Annotated in this window: 16 protein-coding genes; 10 read left to right on the top strand and 6 right to left on the bottom strand. The window is 67.8% G+C overall.

The window, feature by feature from the left end; genetic code table 11:
• Nucleotides 1-89: 89 nt before the first annotated feature.
• The 4 genes from ASC55_RS01520 (at nucleotide 90) to ASC55_RS01505 (ending at nucleotide 3,661) form a co-directional block, all read left to right on the top strand.
• Nucleotides 90-1,010 carry an ACP S-malonyltransferase gene (locus tag ASC55_RS01520; RefSeq protein WP_055872429.1) on the top strand — a complete coding sequence of 307 codons (921 nt, stop codon included), beginning with the start codon at nucleotides 90-92 and terminating at the stop codon, nucleotides 1,008-1,010.
• On the top strand, nucleotides 1,007-2,008 hold the full coding sequence (locus ASC55_RS01515) for a beta-ketoacyl-ACP synthase III (protein ID WP_055867826.1): 1,002 nt from the start codon (nucleotides 1,007-1,009) through the stop codon (nucleotides 2,006-2,008). The genes ASC55_RS01520 and ASC55_RS01515 overlap by 4 nt, the downstream gene beginning before the upstream one ends.
• Before the next feature lie 68 nt (nucleotides 2,009-2,076).
• On the top strand, nucleotides 2,077-2,325 hold the full coding sequence (locus tag ASC55_RS01510; protein WP_017830435.1) for an acyl carrier protein: 249 nt from the start codon (nucleotides 2,077-2,079) through the stop codon (nucleotides 2,323-2,325).
• A gap of 97 nt (nucleotides 2,326-2,422) precedes the next feature.
• Nucleotides 2,423-3,661 (top strand): beta-ketoacyl-[acyl-carrier-protein] synthase family protein, encoded by a 1,239-nt coding sequence (locus ASC55_RS01505; RefSeq protein ID WP_055872428.1) that lies wholly within the window; start codon nucleotides 2,423-2,425, stop codon nucleotides 3,659-3,661.
• Between the two features lie 138 nt (nucleotides 3,662-3,799).
• Here ASC55_RS01505 and yczE read toward each other — a convergent pair whose 3' ends face one another.
• Nucleotides 3,800-4,465: a membrane protein YczE gene (gene yczE, locus ASC55_RS01500; protein WP_055867823.1), complete on the bottom strand. Its 666-nt coding sequence runs from the start codon at nucleotides 4,463-4,465 to the stop codon at nucleotides 3,800-3,802.
• Nucleotides 4,466-4,560: 95 nt separating this feature from the next.
• Between yczE and yczR the strand changes: the two genes are divergently transcribed.
• Nucleotides 4,561-5,964, top strand: a complete 1,404-nt coding sequence (yczR, locus tag ASC55_RS01495; RefSeq protein WP_055872427.1) for a MocR-like transcription factor YczR — start codon at nucleotides 4,561-4,563, stop codon at nucleotides 5,962-5,964.
• 136 nt (nucleotides 5,965-6,100) lie between these two features.
• On the opposite strand, the gene ASC55_RS01490 is transcribed toward yczR, so the two are convergent.
• Both ASC55_RS01490 and ASC55_RS01485 read right to left on the bottom strand, forming a co-directional pair.
• Entirely contained in the window at nucleotides 6,101-6,604 is a 504-nt protein-coding gene (locus ASC55_RS01490) for a DUF3145 domain-containing protein (RefSeq protein ID WP_017830431.1), read from the bottom strand.
• A gap of 181 nt (nucleotides 6,605-6,785) precedes the next feature.
• Complete coding sequence (locus ASC55_RS01485) at nucleotides 6,786-7,559, bottom strand: hypothetical protein (protein WP_055872426.1); 774 nt, start codon at nucleotides 7,557-7,559, stop codon at nucleotides 6,786-6,788.
• A gap of 176 nt (nucleotides 7,560-7,735) precedes the next feature.
• Between ASC55_RS01485 and ASC55_RS01480 the strand changes: the two genes are divergently transcribed.
• From ASC55_RS01480 to ASC55_RS01470, 3 genes are read left to right on the top strand one after another with little or no spacing between them, the layout of a single operon-like run.
• Nucleotides 7,736-9,739 (top strand): DUF262 domain-containing protein, encoded by a 2,004-nt coding sequence (locus tag ASC55_RS01480; RefSeq protein ID WP_055872425.1) that lies wholly within the window; start codon nucleotides 7,736-7,738, stop codon nucleotides 9,737-9,739.
• On the top strand, nucleotides 9,736-10,989 hold the full coding sequence (locus ASC55_RS01475; protein WP_157559398.1) for an alpha/beta fold hydrolase: 1,254 nt from the start codon (nucleotides 9,736-9,738) through the stop codon (nucleotides 10,987-10,989). The genes ASC55_RS01480 and ASC55_RS01475 overlap by 4 nt, the downstream gene beginning before the upstream one ends.
• 56 nt (nucleotides 10,990-11,045) lie before the next feature.
• Nucleotides 11,046-11,327 (top strand): hypothetical protein, encoded by a 282-nt coding sequence (locus ASC55_RS01470; RefSeq protein WP_017830427.1) that lies wholly within the window; start codon nucleotides 11,046-11,048, stop codon nucleotides 11,325-11,327.
• Nucleotides 11,328-11,419: 92 nt separating this feature from the next.
• On the opposite strand, the gene ASC55_RS01465 is transcribed toward ASC55_RS01470, so the two are convergent.
• From ASC55_RS01465 to glgA, 3 genes are all read right to left on the bottom strand, one after another.
• Nucleotides 11,420-11,677 (bottom strand): type B 50S ribosomal protein L31, encoded by a 258-nt coding sequence (locus ASC55_RS01465; protein ID WP_017830426.1) that lies wholly within the window; start codon nucleotides 11,675-11,677, stop codon nucleotides 11,420-11,422.
• Nucleotides 11,678-11,768: 91 nt separating this feature from the next.
• Nucleotides 11,769-12,554 carry an ABC transporter ATP-binding protein gene (locus ASC55_RS01460; RefSeq protein ID WP_055872423.1) on the bottom strand — a complete coding sequence of 262 codons (786 nt, stop codon included), beginning with the start codon at nucleotides 12,552-12,554 and terminating at the stop codon, nucleotides 11,769-11,771.
• A 17-nt stretch (nucleotides 12,555-12,571) separates the two neighbouring features.
• Nucleotides 12,572-13,756: a glycogen synthase gene (gene glgA, locus ASC55_RS01455; RefSeq protein WP_055872422.1), complete on the bottom strand. Its 1,185-nt coding sequence runs from the start codon at nucleotides 13,754-13,756 to the stop codon at nucleotides 12,572-12,574.
• Between the two features lie 46 nt (nucleotides 13,757-13,802).
• Here glgA and glgC point away from each other — a divergent pair, with 46 nt between their 5' ends.
• Nucleotides 13,803-15,044: a glucose-1-phosphate adenylyltransferase gene (gene glgC / locus ASC55_RS01450; RefSeq protein ID WP_017830423.1), complete on the top strand. Its 1,242-nt coding sequence runs from the start codon at nucleotides 13,803-13,805 to the stop codon at nucleotides 15,042-15,044.
• Nucleotides 15,045-15,093: 49 nt separating this feature from the next.
• A complete protein-coding gene (gene serB / locus ASC55_RS01445; RefSeq protein ID WP_055872421.1) occupies nucleotides 15,094-15,729 on the top strand; it encodes a phosphoserine phosphatase SerB in 636 nt (211 codons plus the stop codon).
• Nucleotides 15,730-15,754: the final 25 nt, after the last annotated feature.

Genomic DNA, 15,754 nt, shown 5'->3' with positions numbered 1-15,754 from the left:
CCCTTCTCTGTACGCCACACACAAGGGTTTTTCGGAATCTTGTGATGGATCATCCACCGCTCTGCCGCAAACGTTGGCAGACTGGGTGGGTGATTGTCGTCGTATGCCCAGGTCAGGGCTCGCAGACCCCCGGATTCCTCGCTCCTTGGCTCGAGCTCGACGGAGTGGCAGAACGCCTCGACGCCTACTCGGACGCCGCGGAGGTCGATCTTCGCGAACACGGCACGGTATCGGACGCCGACACGATCCGGGACACCCGCATCGCTCAGCCGCTGATCGTCGCCGCGTCGCTGATCGCCGGGGATGCCCTCACGCAGCGCGCCGGTCGACGTGCCGACGGCATCGCCGGGCACTCGGTCGGTGAGATCGCCGCACTCGTCGGCAGCCGTGTGATCGATGCCGACACCGGCATGCGCCTGGTGGGCATCCGCGGCCGCGCGATGGCCGATGCGGCAGCGCAGGAGCAGACAGGAATGAGTGCGGTCCTCGGCGGTGACGAGGAAGCCCTTCTCGCGCGCCTCGCCGAACTCGACCTCTCCCCCGCCAACTACAACGGCGGCGGACAGATCGTGGTCGCAGGCGCCCTCCCCGCTCTCGCGGCACTCGCCGAGGAGCCCCTCAAGGGCACCCGCGTGATCCCTCTGCAGGTCGCCGGCGCGTTCCACACGCGGTACATGGCATCGGCCGTCGCCGCGCTCCGCGATGCGGTATCCGACGTCACGCCCGCCAACCCCGACATCACGCTGTGGACCAACCGCGACGGCTCCGCCGTGGCCGACGGAGCGCAGGCACTGAGCTTCCTCGTCGATCAGGTGTCGTCCCCGGTGCGTTGGGACCTCTGCATGCAGTCCTTCGCCGACGCGGGCGTCACCGGTGTCATCGAACTCGCTCCGGCCGGCGCCCTGGTCGGCCTCGCCAAGCGCGGCCTCCGCGGTGTACCGACCGTCGCCGTGAAGACCCCTGAAGACCTTGATGCAGCCGTCGCGCTGCTGAACGGAGAAGCCGCATGAGCGTCACGCTCGCCCAGCTCACCGGTCCCGCGTACACGCGCATCTACTCCTACGGCGCCGCCCGTGGCGAGAATGCCGTGCCGAACGAAGACCTGATCGGCCCCATCGACTCCAGCGACGAGTGGATTCGTCAGCGCACCGGCATCGTCACCCGCGCTCGCGCCGACAAGGGCACCGATGCGATCGACCTCGCGACCGCGGCGGCTGCCGAGGCCATCGAGAAGTCCGGCGTCGCGGCGGACCAGGTCGACCTGGTGATCGTCGCGACCATCAGCAACCCCAAGCAGACCCCCTCGGTCTCGGCCATCGTCGCCGACCGTGTCGGGGCGAACCCCGCAGCCGCCTACGACATCAACGCGGCCTGCGCAGGATACGCCTACGCGATCGCCCAGGCCGACGCGCTGATCAAGGCCGGCGCCGCCCGCTACGCACTGGTCATCGGCACGGAGAAGCTGTCCGACGTCGTCGACCCGACCGATCGCAGCATCTCGTTCCTGCTCGGCGACGGTGCAGGCGCAGCCCTGATCGGTCCGAGCGACACGCCGGGCATCGCACCGGCGGTATGGGGTTCGGATGGCTCGAAGGCCGACGCTGTGGGAATGAACGGCACCCTCACCGACTTCCGCGACGGCGTGGTGCCGTGGCCGACCCTTCGTCAGGAGGGCCCGACGGTCTTCCGCTGGGCCGTCTGGGAGATGGCCAAGGTCGCCCGTGAGGCGCTGGACAAGGCCGGCGTCGAGCCGACCGACATCGCCGCGTTCATCCCCCACCAGGCCAACATGCGCATCATCGACGAGTTCGCCAAGCAGCTCAAGCTGCCGGAGAGCACGGTGATCGCCCGCGACATCGAGACCACGGGCAACACCTCGGCGGCGTCGATCCCGCTGGCCAGCCACCGCCTGATGGCCGAGCACCCCGAGTTGTCGGGCGGTCTCGCACTGCAGATCGGCTTCGGCGCCGGCCTCGTGTTCGCCGCACAGGTCGTCGTCCTTCCCTGAGAATGCGCTGACTTTCCCTAGACTGTTCCACGGTTCCGAAAACAACCCGCAAGAAAGAGGAAGACCACATGGCTTTCACCAACGATGAGGTCCTCGCTGGCCTCGCAGAGCTCATCACCGACGAGACCGGCATCAACGCTTCCGAGGTCGCCCTCGAGAAGTCGTTCACGGACGACCTCGACATCGACTCCATCTCGATGATGACGATCGTCGTCAACGCCGAGGAGAAGTTCGGCGTCACCATCCCCGACGACGAGGTCAAGAACCTGAAGACCGTCGGCGACGCCGTCAGCTTCATCGTCGCGGGCCAGGAGTAATCCCGGCAGGATGCCACCCCCGCACCTCGCGGGGAGTGGCATCCTCCGACCTGCCCTCCCACCCGTTCGACTTCGTTTCGACAAGGAACCACACCCCATGACCAAGCGCATCGTCGTCACCGGCATCGGCGCCACCTCCGCCATCGGCGGAACGGCCCCGGAGAACTGGACGAACCTGCTGGCCGGCATGTCCGGCACCCGCACGCTCGAGCACGACTGGGTACAGCAGTACGAGCTGCCCGTCACCTTCGCCGCCGAGGCGATCGTCCGCCCGGAAGAGGTTCTCCCCCGCCACGAGGCCAAGCGTCTCGACCCCTCGTCGCAGTTCGCGTTGATCGCGGCGCGCGAGGCGTGGGCGGATGCCGGTTCCCCCGAAGTCGCCCCCGAGCGACTCGGTGTCGACTTCGCCACCGGCATCGGTGGACTCTGGACGCTCCTGGACGCCTGGGACACCCTCCGCGAGAAGGGCCCGCGACGGGTGATGCCGCTCACCGTCCCGATGCTCATGCCGAACGCCGCTGCAGGAAACCTGTCACTGCAGTTCCACGCCCGCGCCTACGCGCAGACCGTCGTCAGCGCGTGCGCCTCCAGCACCGAGTCGATCATCCACGCCTTCCACCACCTTCAGGACGGTCTCGCCGACGTCGTGATCGCCGGTGGCACGGAGTCCGCGATCCACCCGATCACGATGGCATCGTTCTCCTCCGCGCAGGCGCTCTCGCGTCGGAACGACGACCCGGCCCACGCGTCCCGACCGGGCGCGATCGACCGTGACGGATTCGTCATGGGCGAGGGGGCCGCAGCCCTGATCCTCGAGACCGAGGAGCACGCGAAGGCTCGCGGCGCCAAGATCTACGGCTATGTGCTCGGCGGAGGCGTCACCGCCGATGCCTACCACATCACCGGCAACGACCCCGAGGGCAACGGTGCCGCACGTGCGGTGACGCAGGCGCTCGAAGAGGCCGGCATCACCGCCGACCAGGTCACCCACATCAACGCGCACGCGACGTCGACACCGGTCGGCGACCCCAACGAGTACGTCGCGCTCAAGAAGGTCTTCGGAGACCGGATCGACGAGATCCCCGTCTCGGCGACGAAGGCATCGACCGGGCACCTGCTCGGAGGCACCGGCGCACTCGAGGCGATCTTCGCGCTCCTCGCCCTGCGCGACCGTGTCGCACCGCCCACGATCAACATGACGGAGCCCGATCCCGCTGTCCCGTTCCGTCTTTCGGGCGACGCCACGCCGCTCGGCGAGGGTCCGCAGTTCGCGATCAGCAACTCGTTCGGCTTCGGCGGTCACAACGCCGTGCTCGTGGTCGCCAGCGCCGACTGACACTCCATAACGATGAGCGGCCCTCGGGATTCCGAGGGCCGCTCTTCTCATCTGCATGAGGATCACACGGATGCCTGAGCATCCGCCGGTACTCAGTCATGCACGTGTGCGCAGGTCATGCAGGTGCGCGGTGATCCATCAGGCGGAGCGGAGGCTCCCGAGCTTCTGCGAACGTGCTTCCCTCATCCGCGTGATGCGCGGCAGGAACCAGCCGATCAGCGGCCCGACGCCGAACGCGAAGAGCACGGTTCCCACGCCGACGGGTCCACCGAGCAGGAAGCCGATCAGCAGCACGCCGCCTTCGATCAGTGTCCGCACCAGCCACACCGCCCAGCCGGTACGTCGGACGAGGCCCGTCATCAATCCATCGCGGGGTCCGGGACCGAAGTCTGCGGCGATGTACAGACCGGTCGCGAAGGACAGCAGCAGGAGTCCGAAGACGAACATGGGGGCGCCGATCCACACGGAAGCGGGCTGCGGGATCAGAGCGAGTGCGAGGTCGGCGCTGGGCCCGACGAGGAGCGCGTTCAAGACGGTGCCGAGCCCCACCCGCTGACGCAGCGGGATCCACAGCAGCAGCACGACGATGGACACGACGACGGTCATGACGCCGTATCGGAGGCCGGTCTGCTCGGCGAGACCGAGCGCCAGCACGTCCCACGGCGCGACGCCGATGCCGCCGCGCACCATGAAGCCGAGGGCCACGCCGTAGAGGAAGAGACCCACGAGCAGCTGTACGAGCCGCTCGACGAGGTCACGCCGACTGGTGGCGGTCACGGGGAGCACGACGGAGCGCAGGAGCATGCTTCCACTCTGGCCCCTGGGCCACGTCCGTCAGCGAATCCACTCAGCGCAAAGTGGCCTGCACTCGTCAGGCCACTTTGCGGCATGCTGGACGCATGGGATCACGACTCGTCGAACAGCTCGGGGCGCACAACGTGGCGGGCTCCGCAGCGACGACGCTCGCCGACCGGATCAGGGCGCTGATCCTCGACGGCCGGCTCACGGTCGGCGAACGTCTGCCGAGCGAGCGCGCTCTCGCGGTGGAGCTTCGCCGTTCTCGCTCCACGATCACCCGCACCTACGGGCTTCTCGAGGCCGACGGGTACGTCTCCCGTCTGCACGGAGGCAGCACGCGCGTCACCCTGCCGAACGGACACGCCGCGCCCGGCACTGATGCCGACGACGACGCCATCGATCTGTCCATCGCGTCGATGGACTCCACACCGGGACTGTATGACGCGACGGTCCGATCCCTCCCCCGCCTTGCGGCCTTGCGCGGCACCAGCGGATACTCCCTTCGTGGCCTTCCGGAGCTCCGAGAGGCTGTGGCGCAGCGGTTCCGCGATCGCGGAGCACCGACCTCGGCCGACGAGGTCATCATCACCTCCGGGGCGCTCAACGCGGTGAACCTGATCCTCGCGGCGATCGGACGGCGCGGCGAGAGGGCCCTGGTCGAGCAGCCCACGTTCCCGCACGCGCTCGAGGCGCTGCACCGGCATGGATACCGTCTGCTTCCGACCCCCGTCGACGTCGACGGATGGGACACGCGCCATCTGAACGAGACTCTGCTCGGCTCCCGCCCCCATGTCGCCTACCTCATTCCCGACTTCCACAACCCGACCGGCGCCACGCTGCCTGACGAGGAGCGCTCACGCATCGTCACGACGGCGCGCAACGTGGGCACTCAGCTCATCGTCGATGAGACGACCACCGAGCTCGATATCGACCGCGGCTGGTCGCCGGCTCCGATGGCCGCGAGCGGACCCAATGTGATCACGGTCGGATCGATGTCGAAGATCGCGTGGGGCGGGATGCGCATCGGTTGGATCCGTGCGGAGCGCACGGTCATCGCTCGACTGCTCGCCGTTCGTCCATCCTTCGAGCTGGGCACCGCCCTGCTCGAGCAGTGCATCGCCGTCGAGCTTCTCGCCGACATGCCTGCGCTCACCTCGCACCTCGGTCAGCGTCTGCACGACGGTCGCGCAGCGGTGGAGGCCGGCGTGGCGGGCATCCCCGGCTTCCGGATGCCACCGACACCAGGAGGGCTGTCCGCATGGCTCGACATCGGTGCGCCGCTGTCCACCTCGCTGTCCCTCGCTGCTCGCGAGCGGCAGCTGATCCTGCCTCCCGGACCGCGCTTCACGACGGGCGGCGTGCTCGAACGTCGACTGCGCATCCCCATCACCCTGCCGCCCGAGCGCACGGCTGAGGCCATGCGTCGCCTTTCGTTGGCCTGGGAGGACGTGCGCGGCACCGGCACGTCCCCGCACGCTGAGCTGCAGCACGCCGCGGTGATCTGACCGACGTCGAGGACCCCGCCTCGTCTCCGGGGCGGGGTCCTCGTCGTGCGGAGCGGGGAAACGTCTTCTCAGCGTCCGGGATGACTCACCGGCATCCGATACTCACGCCTCCCCCGTTCCGGTCTGCGGGGTCGGCCTAGCCGACCTTGTGGAGCCAGACGACTCTGGCGTCGTCGCTGGCATGGCGGAAGGGTTCGAGTTCCTCGTCCCACGCGGAGCCGAGGGCGATGTCGAGCTCGCGCTGCAGCTCGACCGCGCTGCCCGCAGCGATCTCCATCGCATAGCGGATGCGGTCTTCACCGATCACGATGTTGCCGGCGGCATCGGTCTGCGCGTAGTGGATACCCAGATCGGGAGTGTGCAGCCAGCGGCCGCCGTCGCTGCGGGGCGTGGGGTCCTCGGTCACCTCGAAGCGAAGGTGCTCCCACCCGCGGATCGACGTCGCGAGAGCGGCACCGGTGCCGACGGGGCCGTCCCAGTAGAACTCCGCACGTCGGGCGCCGTCGAGGACGGGCTGCTCGGTCCAGTCGAAGTTCACCGCACGCCCGATAGCGCGACCCACCGCCCATTCGAGGTGCGGGCAGAGCGCGCGAGGCGCAGAGTGGATGAACACCACTCCGCGTGCGTAAGCCGTCGCCATGATCTCTCCGTTTCATCAGGTGCGTCTTCCCCAACGACCTGAACCACGAAGTGGCGAGAATATGCGGTTGTGGGCCCATTCTCGCCGAGATCTGCGGAAACCACAAGCATGTCATTCGACGACGAAGGCCCCGGTCATGACGACCGGGGCCTTCGGACCGCGAACGGTCGAGTCGGTGAGGTCAGGCCTCGCTCATGGCCTGCTTGACCTGCTGGCCCTTGGCGGCGTAGTACGCCGCGCGGGCAGCGTCCTTGCGCGCCTGCTCGGCGTAGCCGAACTCGAGCGCCTCCTGGTCGACCTCGTAGTTGGGCACGTCGTCGGTGCCGTGGTACTTCTCGATGTAGGCGTCGAGCTCGGGGCCCGAGGTCCACGACGTGATGAGGCAGTAGCGCGGCTCGGTGCCGTTGTGCGTGGCGGCGTGCCACAGGCGCTGGGTGTCGACGATGAGCTGAGCGCCGGCGGGGAGCGCGATGCGGTACTCGATGCTCGGGTCGGTGCGGTTCTCGCGCAGGACGAAGTAGCTGTCCTTGTCATCGGTGAGGTTGAAGAAGCCGCGGACCACCCAGCCGGTGCCGTCCGGGTTCAGACGGTTGTTGTCGTCCTGGTGGAGGTTGTAGAGGCAGTCTCCGTACGGGGTCGGCTGCAGCTCGATGACGCGGCAACGGCCGACGTTGGCGCCCGGCTCCTGCGCGCGACGCGTCAGGTTCGGGGCCTTCTCGGTCTGCGAGTCGATCCAGACGCCGTCCTTGTCGGTGCGCGGGGGCTTGTGGTTCCAGAACCCGTTGCACTCGATGTCGCCGAAGGCACTGGCGAGCGGCGCGAAGCGGGTGTCACCCGACGACTTCCAGTCGTTGTACTCGATGTCGAGCCATTCCTTGGGGTCGAGCTCCTGGTTGTAGCTGTCGAGGACGACGAATCCCTTTTCCTCGAGGGCAGCGGACTTGATGTAACCCATGATCGAGTCATGTTCCTTTCATCGGGGGCCAGCACGTTTTAACAGGCCCTGATAAGGCAAGCCTAACAGCGTCGCCCGCGAGCCCTTCGGAGGTCCGCCGTGCATAACCGAATAGACTGATCGGGGCGCCCGGCGAGTCCTCGGCACCCGTCGCTACGGGAGGACGAGACACCAGCATGAGCACCGCGACCAACGTCGAGGCGACAGCAGTCAACACGATCGAGTGGCTCGCGGCGGGCACCACCACCATCGTCGTCCCCGTGTATCAGCGGCAGTATCGGTGGGACATCGGGGGATGCGAACGTCTCCTGTCCGACATCCGCGCGGTCGCCCGTGAAGACGACGCCCACCGTCACTTCATCGGTTCGATCCTGTCCGCCGAAGACGGCGCCTCAGCCGAGTCGGACCTGATCCTCATCGACGGGCAGCAGCGCATCACCACGCTCATGCTCCTGGTGGCGGCTCTGCATCACGCGGTCCGCGACACCGACCAGGCTCTGGCTGCGGCGCTCGAACGCGTGCTGGTGCGCTCCGATGCCCCCGGCCGCACGAAGCTGCGCCCGCACGACGCCTGGGCAGACCTGTACGAATCCGTGGTGCTCGACCGACGCGACGATGCCGACCGCGAATCGCGCTTCGACGACAACTACGCCTTCTTCCGCAGCCAGATCCACGTGGACGAGGTTCCGCTCATCTGGCGCGGGCTGCAGAAGCTCGAGCACGTGTCGATCACCCTCGGCGCGCAGGCGAACGCCCAGCAGATCTTCGAGAGCCTGAACTCGACGGGTGAGCCGTTGCGCGACCACGAGCTCATCCACAACTACATCCTCATGGGGCTGAGCCACGCTGAGCAGGTCGATGTCGAATCCCGCTTCTGGGTGCCCATCGAGCGGCACACCGGCGAGGCGATCGGCGCCTTCTGGAGGCACTACCTCGTGCTCGTCACCGGACGTGAGGTCGCGGCGAACGGCGAGCACGGCGTGTACAGCGCGTTCCGGCAGTCGTTCCCCCGCGTCGATCTCTCCCACCTGCAGGCGGATGCGTCCGAGTGGCGGCACCACGCCGAGATCTACGGCATCCTGCTCGATCCGTCGCGGGAGCAGGACCCCGAGATCGCGCAGCAGCTGCGCCACGTCAACACGTTCGGCCGCTCCTCGTATCCGCTCGTGATGAGCGTCTACAGCGATCACGCGCGGGGCGTCATCGACCGCTCCGAGCTCATCGAGACATTGGAGTGGCTGCAGACCCTCTACCTTCGACGCGCACTGGTGAATCTGCCGACCGAGAGACTCGTCGCGAGGCTCTGCCGCGCGCGGCTCGACGGCCGGGACGCACTCGCACGTGCGTTCGCGCGCATCACCCCGTCCGACGAACGTGTGAGCGCCGTCCTGAAGTACAGCGAACTCCCCCACCCGGCCTACGTCCTCGGCAGGCTGGAGGGGGTCGACGACCTCGAGTCCTTCGACGTCGAGCACATCGTGCCTGCCGTGCCGGGTGACACGTGGTCCGGCGATGGCGAACGGCCCTGGATCGAGTACACCGAGGACGAGCAGAACAGCCACCGCGCCCTCGCCCCGACCCTCGGCAACCTGACCCTGCTCGAACAGCCCCTCACCGAGCGGGTGTTCGGCGCCTCGTTCCCCGTCAAGCGCACGGACGCCTACGCCCGCAGTTCCGTACCCGCCACGCGCGACCTCGCCGACGTCCACGCGTGGAACACGGCGGCGATCACTCGGCGCACGATCGCACTCACCGCCGACCTGATCCGCATCTGGGCGCGTCCCGCACTCCCGGAGATCGACGACGACGGCCTGACGCCGATCCTCGATGCCGTCCGCCGTCGCGGATGGCCGACGGGCTGGGAGCGGGAGTTCGACTACGTCGAGTACCGCGGTGAGCGCTGGGAGGTGCCCGACGTGAAGTACCTGTTCAACCGGGTCTTCCGTCGCGCCTGGACGGACACGAGGACCGCCGCGCTCGCGTACTGCGCCGCACACGGGGGCCCGATCTACCAGGACATGGCCTGGAAGGGCCAGTGGGACGAGCTCGACGAGGGCCATTTCCTCTACATGGGCTGGGATTCCAACTACATGATGACCGCTGTGCAGGGTGTGCTCGAGGAGTCGGGCATCGCCTCGGAGGTCTTCGTCAAGTACTCCTATATCGGAAATGTGATGTGAACATGAGCACCGTCATCCGCACGCTGCAGGATCTCACCGTCGAAGAGCACACGCTCACCGTCCCCCTGGTGTGGGGCGATCCCGCCGACCACCGCACGATCGACATCTTCGCGCGCGTCGTCGCCCGCGAAGGCGGAGAGTCCCTCCCCTACCTCGTCTTCCTGCAGGGCGGGCCGGGGCACGAGGCACCGCGCCCGTTCCACTCCTCGACGTCGCCGGCCTGGCTCGATGAAGCACTCGCCCACTACCGCCTGGTCCTTCTCGACCAGCGCGGGACCGGGCTCTCCACCCCGGTCGGGGATCACGACCTCGCGCGCGGCGCGGAGGCCGTGGCCGAGCACCTCACGCACCTCCGCGCCGACGCGATCGTGCGCGACTGCGAGGCGATGCGGGAGCACCTGGGCGCCACCACGTGGAGCGTGCTCGGGCAGTCCTTCGGCGGCTTCACGACCCTGGCCTACCTCTCCACCGACGCCGCCTCTCTCGAAGACGTCTTCATCACGGGTGGTCTCAGCGCCGTCGGACGCCACCCCGACGATGTCTACGCGCTCTGCTACGACAAGATGCGCGACGCGTCCGAGCGCTACTACCGCCGATTCCCGGAGCACCGCGACGCCATGCGGCGACTCGTCGATCTGGCGGATGCCGGTGGCATCGTCCTTCCCGACGGCGAGGTGGTCTCCCGCTCGCGCCTGCGGTCGGTGGGGTCGGCGCTGGGCACCAACGACGGGTGGCAGACCCTGTGGTCGATCCTGGAGCGCGATCCGTCCTCGAACGCCTTCCGGTACGACCTGATGCACGCGATGCCCTACGACGGCCGCAACCCGCTGTACTTCGCGTTCCACGAATCGAGCTACGCCGACGGCCATGCCACCCGGTGGTCGGCCGAGCGCACCGAGCCGACAGACTTCCGCGACGACCCGACGCTGTTCACCGGCGAGCACATCCGCCGCGAGTGGACCGAGACGGTGCCCGCGTTCCAGCCGTGGCGCGATGTCGCCCTCCACCTCGCCGAGTTCGAGTGGCCGAGCATCTACGATGCCGCCGCCATCTCGGCGTCGGGTGCGACCGGTGCGGCCGCGGTCTATATCAACGACGTCTACGTGCCCTACGAGTTCTCTCTCGAGACCGCGAAGCTGCTCCCGGGCGTGCAGCTCTGGCAGACGAGTGAGCACGAGCACAACGGCCTGCGCAGCGGACCGGTGCTGTCCCACCTGATCGACCTCGCCCACGGCCGCCGCGTGCGCTGAGCTTCTCCTCCTCGAGGAGGATGCCCTCGTCCCACCCGACGCCTAGTCTGGAGCGCATGGAACAGGGTGTGGGGGTGATCGTCACGGTCGGAGTGCTGCTGCTCCTGGTCTCCGCCGTGATCGTCATGATCGCCTTCGGCTTCTCGAAGGTACCCATCGAGAAGAAGTACGAGAGCAGTGGTGGCGGCCTCGGCGGCGCGTTCGACGCCGTCTGGTCGCCGACTGCGCATGAAGCGGGAATGGAACGCGACCGCCAGACACAGAGGACAGCTCCGGCGCCGGCGCCCGGCGATCCCCCTGACACGATCGACGACGGGCGGATCCGGCTCGACCTCTGACGGCTCGGAGCACGGTCGGATGCGACGCACACATCTGAGAACGAAGAAGGCCCCACGCTCCGAGGAGCATGGGGCCTTCTTCGTGACGGTCGTTACTTGGACGAGCCGCCGAAGCCCTTGAAACGCTGGTTGAACTTCTCGACGCGGCCGGCCGAGTCCATGATGCGCTGCTTGCCCGTGTAGAACGGGTGCGAAGCCGAGGAGATCTCGACGTCGATGACGGGGTACTCCACGCCGTCCAGCTCCATGGTCTTGTCGCTCGACACGGTCGAACGGGTGAGGAACGTCTCGCCCGATCCGAGGTCGCGGAACACGACAGCCTTGTACTCGGGGTGAATGTCAGTCTTCATGGGATTCCTTAGTTGCTGCCCTGGATTGTGCCAGGGACGAGGGAAGTCTGCGGTGCAGAGAGCACCAAGGGTCGATTCTATCAGACGCTCATCAGGATGCTGCGCGTGCCGCGTAGCGTCCGTCTTCGCTGGTGAGCACGATCGGCATGCCGAAGGTGTCGGTGAGCGCCTCCGCGGTGAGCGTCTCAGCGATCGGTCCTGCAGCCACGACGGCACCGTCGCGGATCAGCATGACGTGGGTGAACCCCACGGGGATCTCCTCCACGTGGTGCGTCACCATGAGCATGGCCGGGGTCGTCGGAGAGGAGGCGTAGCCGCTGAGGAGCGCGAGGAGCTCTTCTCTGGAGCCGAGATCGAGCGATGCCGTGGGCTCGTCGAGCAGCAGGAGCTCCGGGTCGGTCATCACGGCGCGCGCGATCTGGACGCGCTTCTGCTCGCCGTCGCTGAGCGTGCCGAAGGTGCGGTCGGCCAGGTGGTCGAGGCGCCAGTCGGCGAGGACACGGAGCGCGCGACGCTCATCGATGTCCTCGTAGCTCTCGTTCCATCGGCCGAGCACCGAGTAGGCGGCAGTGAGCACGGTGTTGAGGACCGTCTCGTCACGAGGGACCCGCTTGGCCATCGCCGAGGAGGCGAACCCGATACGTGGACGCACCTCGAACACGTCGGTGCGGCCGAGGGTCTCCCCCAGCACCGTCACCGTTCCGGCGGTCGGGTGCATGAGTGTGTCGGCCAGCTGCAGGAGCGTCGTCTTGCCCGCGCCGTTCGGGCCGAGGATCACCCATCGCTGATCATCGTCGACCTGCCAGGTCACGTGATCGATGATGTTGCGCCCGTCACGGCGCACGACGACGTCAGTGAATTCCAGAGCGCTCGGCATGTCCCCAGCCTATCGGCTCAGGCGGTCAGCTCCGCGTAGAGCGCGCGCGTCGTCTCGGCGATCGCCGCCCAGCTGAACTCGTTGCGCGCCCGCTCGCGTCCGGCCTCGCCGTAGGCGCGTGCTCTCTCCGGATCCATCGCCACCTCGGTGAGCACGGCGGCCAGATCCGCGACGTAACGCTGCGGATCGACCGGTGTGCCCGTGCCGTCCTGCACCTGCTCGATCGGGACGAGACGCCCGGTGACGCCGTCGGCGACGACCTCCGGGATCCCGCCGGTCGCCGTTCCCACCACGGCAGCACCACACGCCATGGCCTCGAGGTTCACGATGCCCAGCGGCTCGTAGATCGACGGGCAGACGAACGTCGTCGCTGCCGTCAAGATGGCGGACAGCTCGTCCCGCGGCAGCATCCGCTCGATCCAGATCACGCCGTCGCGATTCTGCTGGAGCAAGCGCACCCCCTCCTGCACCTCGGCCATGATCTCCGGCGTGTCCGGAGCGCCGGCGCAGAGCACCAGCTGCACCTCCGGAGGGAGCAGTCGCGCAGCCTGCAGCAGATAGGGCAGCCCCTTCTGCCTCGTGATGCGTCCTACGAAGACCACCGAAGGACGGTCCGGATCCATCCCGATCGAGCGCAGGAACGACTCGTCCTGCACAGGGCGCCAGCGTTCGACGTCGATTCCGTTGTGGATCACCCGGACCTTCGCCGGGTCGACCTGCGGGTAGCTGCGCAGGATGTCGGCGCGCATCCCTGCGCTCACGGCGATCACGGCTGCGGCGTTCTCATAGGCAAGTCGCTCGATCCCGCTCGAGACGGCGTAACCGCCCCCGAGCTGCTCCGCCTTCCACGGCCGCAGGGGCTCGAGGCTGTGCGCTGTGAGGACGTGCGGGATGCCGTGCAGCTGGGAGGCGAGGTGACCGGCGAAGTTCGCGTACCAGGTGTGACTGTGCACCAGGTCGGCGTCGGCGATGGCCGAGACGATCTCCAGATCGGTGCCGAGCGTCTGCAATGCGGCATTCGCCCCCGCGAGCTCCACGGGCGTGCGGTACGCGAAGGTACCCGCCTCGTCTCGGGGAGCGCCGAACGCGCGCACCTGCACGTCCACGTGCTCCCTGAGGGCCGCGACGAGCTCGGCGACGTGCACGCCGGCACCGCCGTAGACCTCCGGCGGGTACTCCTTCGTGATCATTTCAACTCGCATGTCTGAACGCTAGTACAGCGACGACGAAGGCATCTATGGTGGAGCCATGTCCGCTCCAAAGAAGGTCTTCGGGATCATCCTCGCCGGCGGCGAGGGCAAGCGCCTCATGCCCCTCACGGCCGACAGAGCGAAACCCGCAGTGCCGTTCGGCGGACAGTACAGGCTCATCGACTTCGCCATCTCGAACCTCATCAATTCGGGACTGCGCCAGATCGTGGTGCTGACGCAGTACAAGTCCCACAGCCTCGACCGGCACATCTCGCAGACGTGGCGGATGTCGGCCCTGCTCGACTCGTACGTCACGTCCGTGCCTGCGCAGCAGCGCCTGGGTAAGCGGTGGTTCTCCGGCTCTGCCGACGCGATCCTGCAGAGCATGAACCTCATCAACGACGAGAAGCCCGACATCGTCGTGGTGATCGGCGCCGACCACGTCTACCGCATGGACTTCCGTCAGATGCTCGAGGCCCACATCGAGTCCGGCGCGAAGGCGACCGTCGCCGGCATCCGTCAGCCGCTCGCGCTCGCGTCGCAGTTCGGTGTGATCGACGCCGACGCGGAATCGGGAAGGATCAAGCAGTTCCTGGAGAAGCCGACCGACATCGCAGGTCTCGAGGACTCCCCCCACGAGGTGCTCGCCTCGATGGGCAACTACATCTTCGACGCCGACGCGCTGATCGCCGCCGTCGAGGCAGACGGGGAGTCCCCCGTGTCGGGGCACGACATGGGTGGCGACATCGTCCCCTATTTCGTCGAGCGCGGCGAGGCCGGCTACTACGACATGAAGCAGAACGAGGTCCCCGGCTCCTCGCCGCGCGACCGCTCGTACTGGCGAGACGTGGGGACGATCGACTCGTTCTACGACGCGCACCGCGATCTGATCTCCACCCTGCCCATCTTCAACCTCTACAACATGGAGTGGCCGATCCACTCGCAGGCGGTCAACTCCCCGCCGGCGAAGTTCGTCCGCGACTCGGTCGGTCGCATCGGCAACGCGATCGACTCGATCGTCTCGCTCGGATCCGTGCTGTCCGGTACCCACCTGGAACGCAGCGTTGTGGGTCCGTGGACCCTGGCAGGGGGCGGATCGACCATCACGGACTCGGTCGTCTTCGACCACGTGCACGTCGGCCAGGGGGCGCGCATCCATCGGGCGATCCTCGACAAGAACGTGGTGCTGGCCGATGGTGCGACGGTCGGCGTCGATCGCGAACGCGACCTGGCCCGTGGTTTCACCGTCACCGAATCCGGCATCACGGTCGTCGGCAAGGGCGTCTTCATCGAACGCTGAGTGCGTCACGGAGCACGCCGACCGTCCCGGTGATCGCTAGGCTCGACGGGTGACTGCCGCGCGTTTCCTCGTCGTCCTCGATGCCGATTCCACCCTCATCCGCAATGAGGTGATCGAGTTGCTTGCCGACGAAGCCGGACGGCGCGCCGAAGTGCAGGCCGCTACCGAGGCGGCGATGCGCGGCGAGGTCGATTTCGCGACGAGCCTGCGCTCCCGGGTGGCGGCACTCGAAGGCGTTCCCGTCTCGGCGTTCGAGCGTGTCCGGGCGCGGATCGAGCCCACCCCCGGGGTACGTGAACTCACCGCGGCCGTCCACGACCGCGGAGGTGTCGTCAGCGTCGTCTCGGGAGGCTTCCACGAGATCCTCGACAGCGTCGCCCCCGAGCTCGGCGTCGATCGCTGGCGAGCGAACCGCCTCGACGTCGCAGACGGCGTGCTCTCCGGCCGGGTCGACGGCGACATCGTCGACGGCGCCGCGAAGGCATCCTCGCTCCGGGAATGGGCCGCAGAGCTCGGCGTCGACCCCAGGGCGACCATCGCGATCGGCGACGGCGCGAACGACCTGCAGATGATGGCGGTGGCAGGCCTCGGCATCGCCTTCAACGCCAAGCCCGCCGTGCGCGCGGCCGCCAGCCTCGTGATCGGCCCGCAGGATCTTGCCGAGGTCATCGCACTGCTGCCGTAGACCGAAGCCTGGAGAAAGCCCGGCG

The sequence above is a fragment of the Microbacterium sp. Root322 genome, assembly GCF_001425645.1.
GTDB classification, from domain to species: Bacteria; Actinomycetota; Actinomycetes; order Actinomycetales; family Microbacteriaceae; genus Microbacterium; species Microbacterium maritypicum.
This window is presented reverse-complemented; position numbering and strand designations above follow the sequence as displayed.

Bases quoted from the DNA above. Each gene is read 5' to 3' on its own strand.
- ASC55_RS01515 (WP_055867826.1), top strand. From the start codon at position 1,007: ATGAGCGTCACGCTCGCCCAGCTCACCGGTCCCGCGTACACGCGCATC.
- ASC55_RS01505 (WP_055872428.1), top strand. From the start codon at position 2,423: ATGACCAAGCGCATCGTCGTCACCGGCATCGGCGCCACCTCCGCCATC.
- ASC55_RS01510 (WP_017830435.1), top strand. From the start codon at position 2,077: ATGGCTTTCACCAACGATGAGGTCCTCGCTGGCCTCGCAGAGCTCATC.
- ASC55_RS01480 (WP_055872425.1), top strand. From the start codon at position 7,736: ATGAGCACCGCGACCAACGTCGAGGCGACAGCAGTCAACACGATCGAG.
- ASC55_RS01470 (WP_017830427.1), top strand. From the start codon at position 11,046: ATGGAACAGGGTGTGGGGGTGATCGTCACGGTCGGAGTGCTGCTGCTC.
- yczE (WP_055867823.1), bottom strand. From the start codon at position 4,465: ATGCTCCTGCGCTCCGTCGTGCTCCCCGTGACCGCCACCAGTCGGCGT.
- ASC55_RS01465 (WP_017830426.1), bottom strand. From the start codon at position 11,677: ATGAAGACTGACATTCACCCCGAGTACAAGGCTGTCGTGTTCCGCGAC.
- ASC55_RS01460 (WP_055872423.1), bottom strand. From the start codon at position 12,554: ATGCCGAGCGCTCTGGAATTCACTGACGTCGTCGTGCGCCGTGACGGG.
- glgC (WP_017830423.1), top strand. From the start codon at position 13,803: ATGTCCGCTCCAAAGAAGGTCTTCGGGATCATCCTCGCCGGCGGCGAG.
- ASC55_RS01485 (WP_055872426.1), bottom strand. From the start codon at position 7,559: ATGGGTTACATCAAGTCCGCTGCCCTCGAGGAAAAGGGATTCGTCGTC.
- yczR (WP_055872427.1), top strand. From the start codon at position 4,561: ATGGGATCACGACTCGTCGAACAGCTCGGGGCGCACAACGTGGCGGGC.
- glgA (WP_055872422.1), bottom strand. From the start codon at position 13,756: ATGCGAGTTGAAATGATCACGAAGGAGTACCCGCCGGAGGTCTACGGC.
- ASC55_RS01490 (WP_017830431.1), bottom strand. From the start codon at position 6,604: ATGGCGACGGCTTACGCACGCGGAGTGGTGTTCATCCACTCTGCGCCT.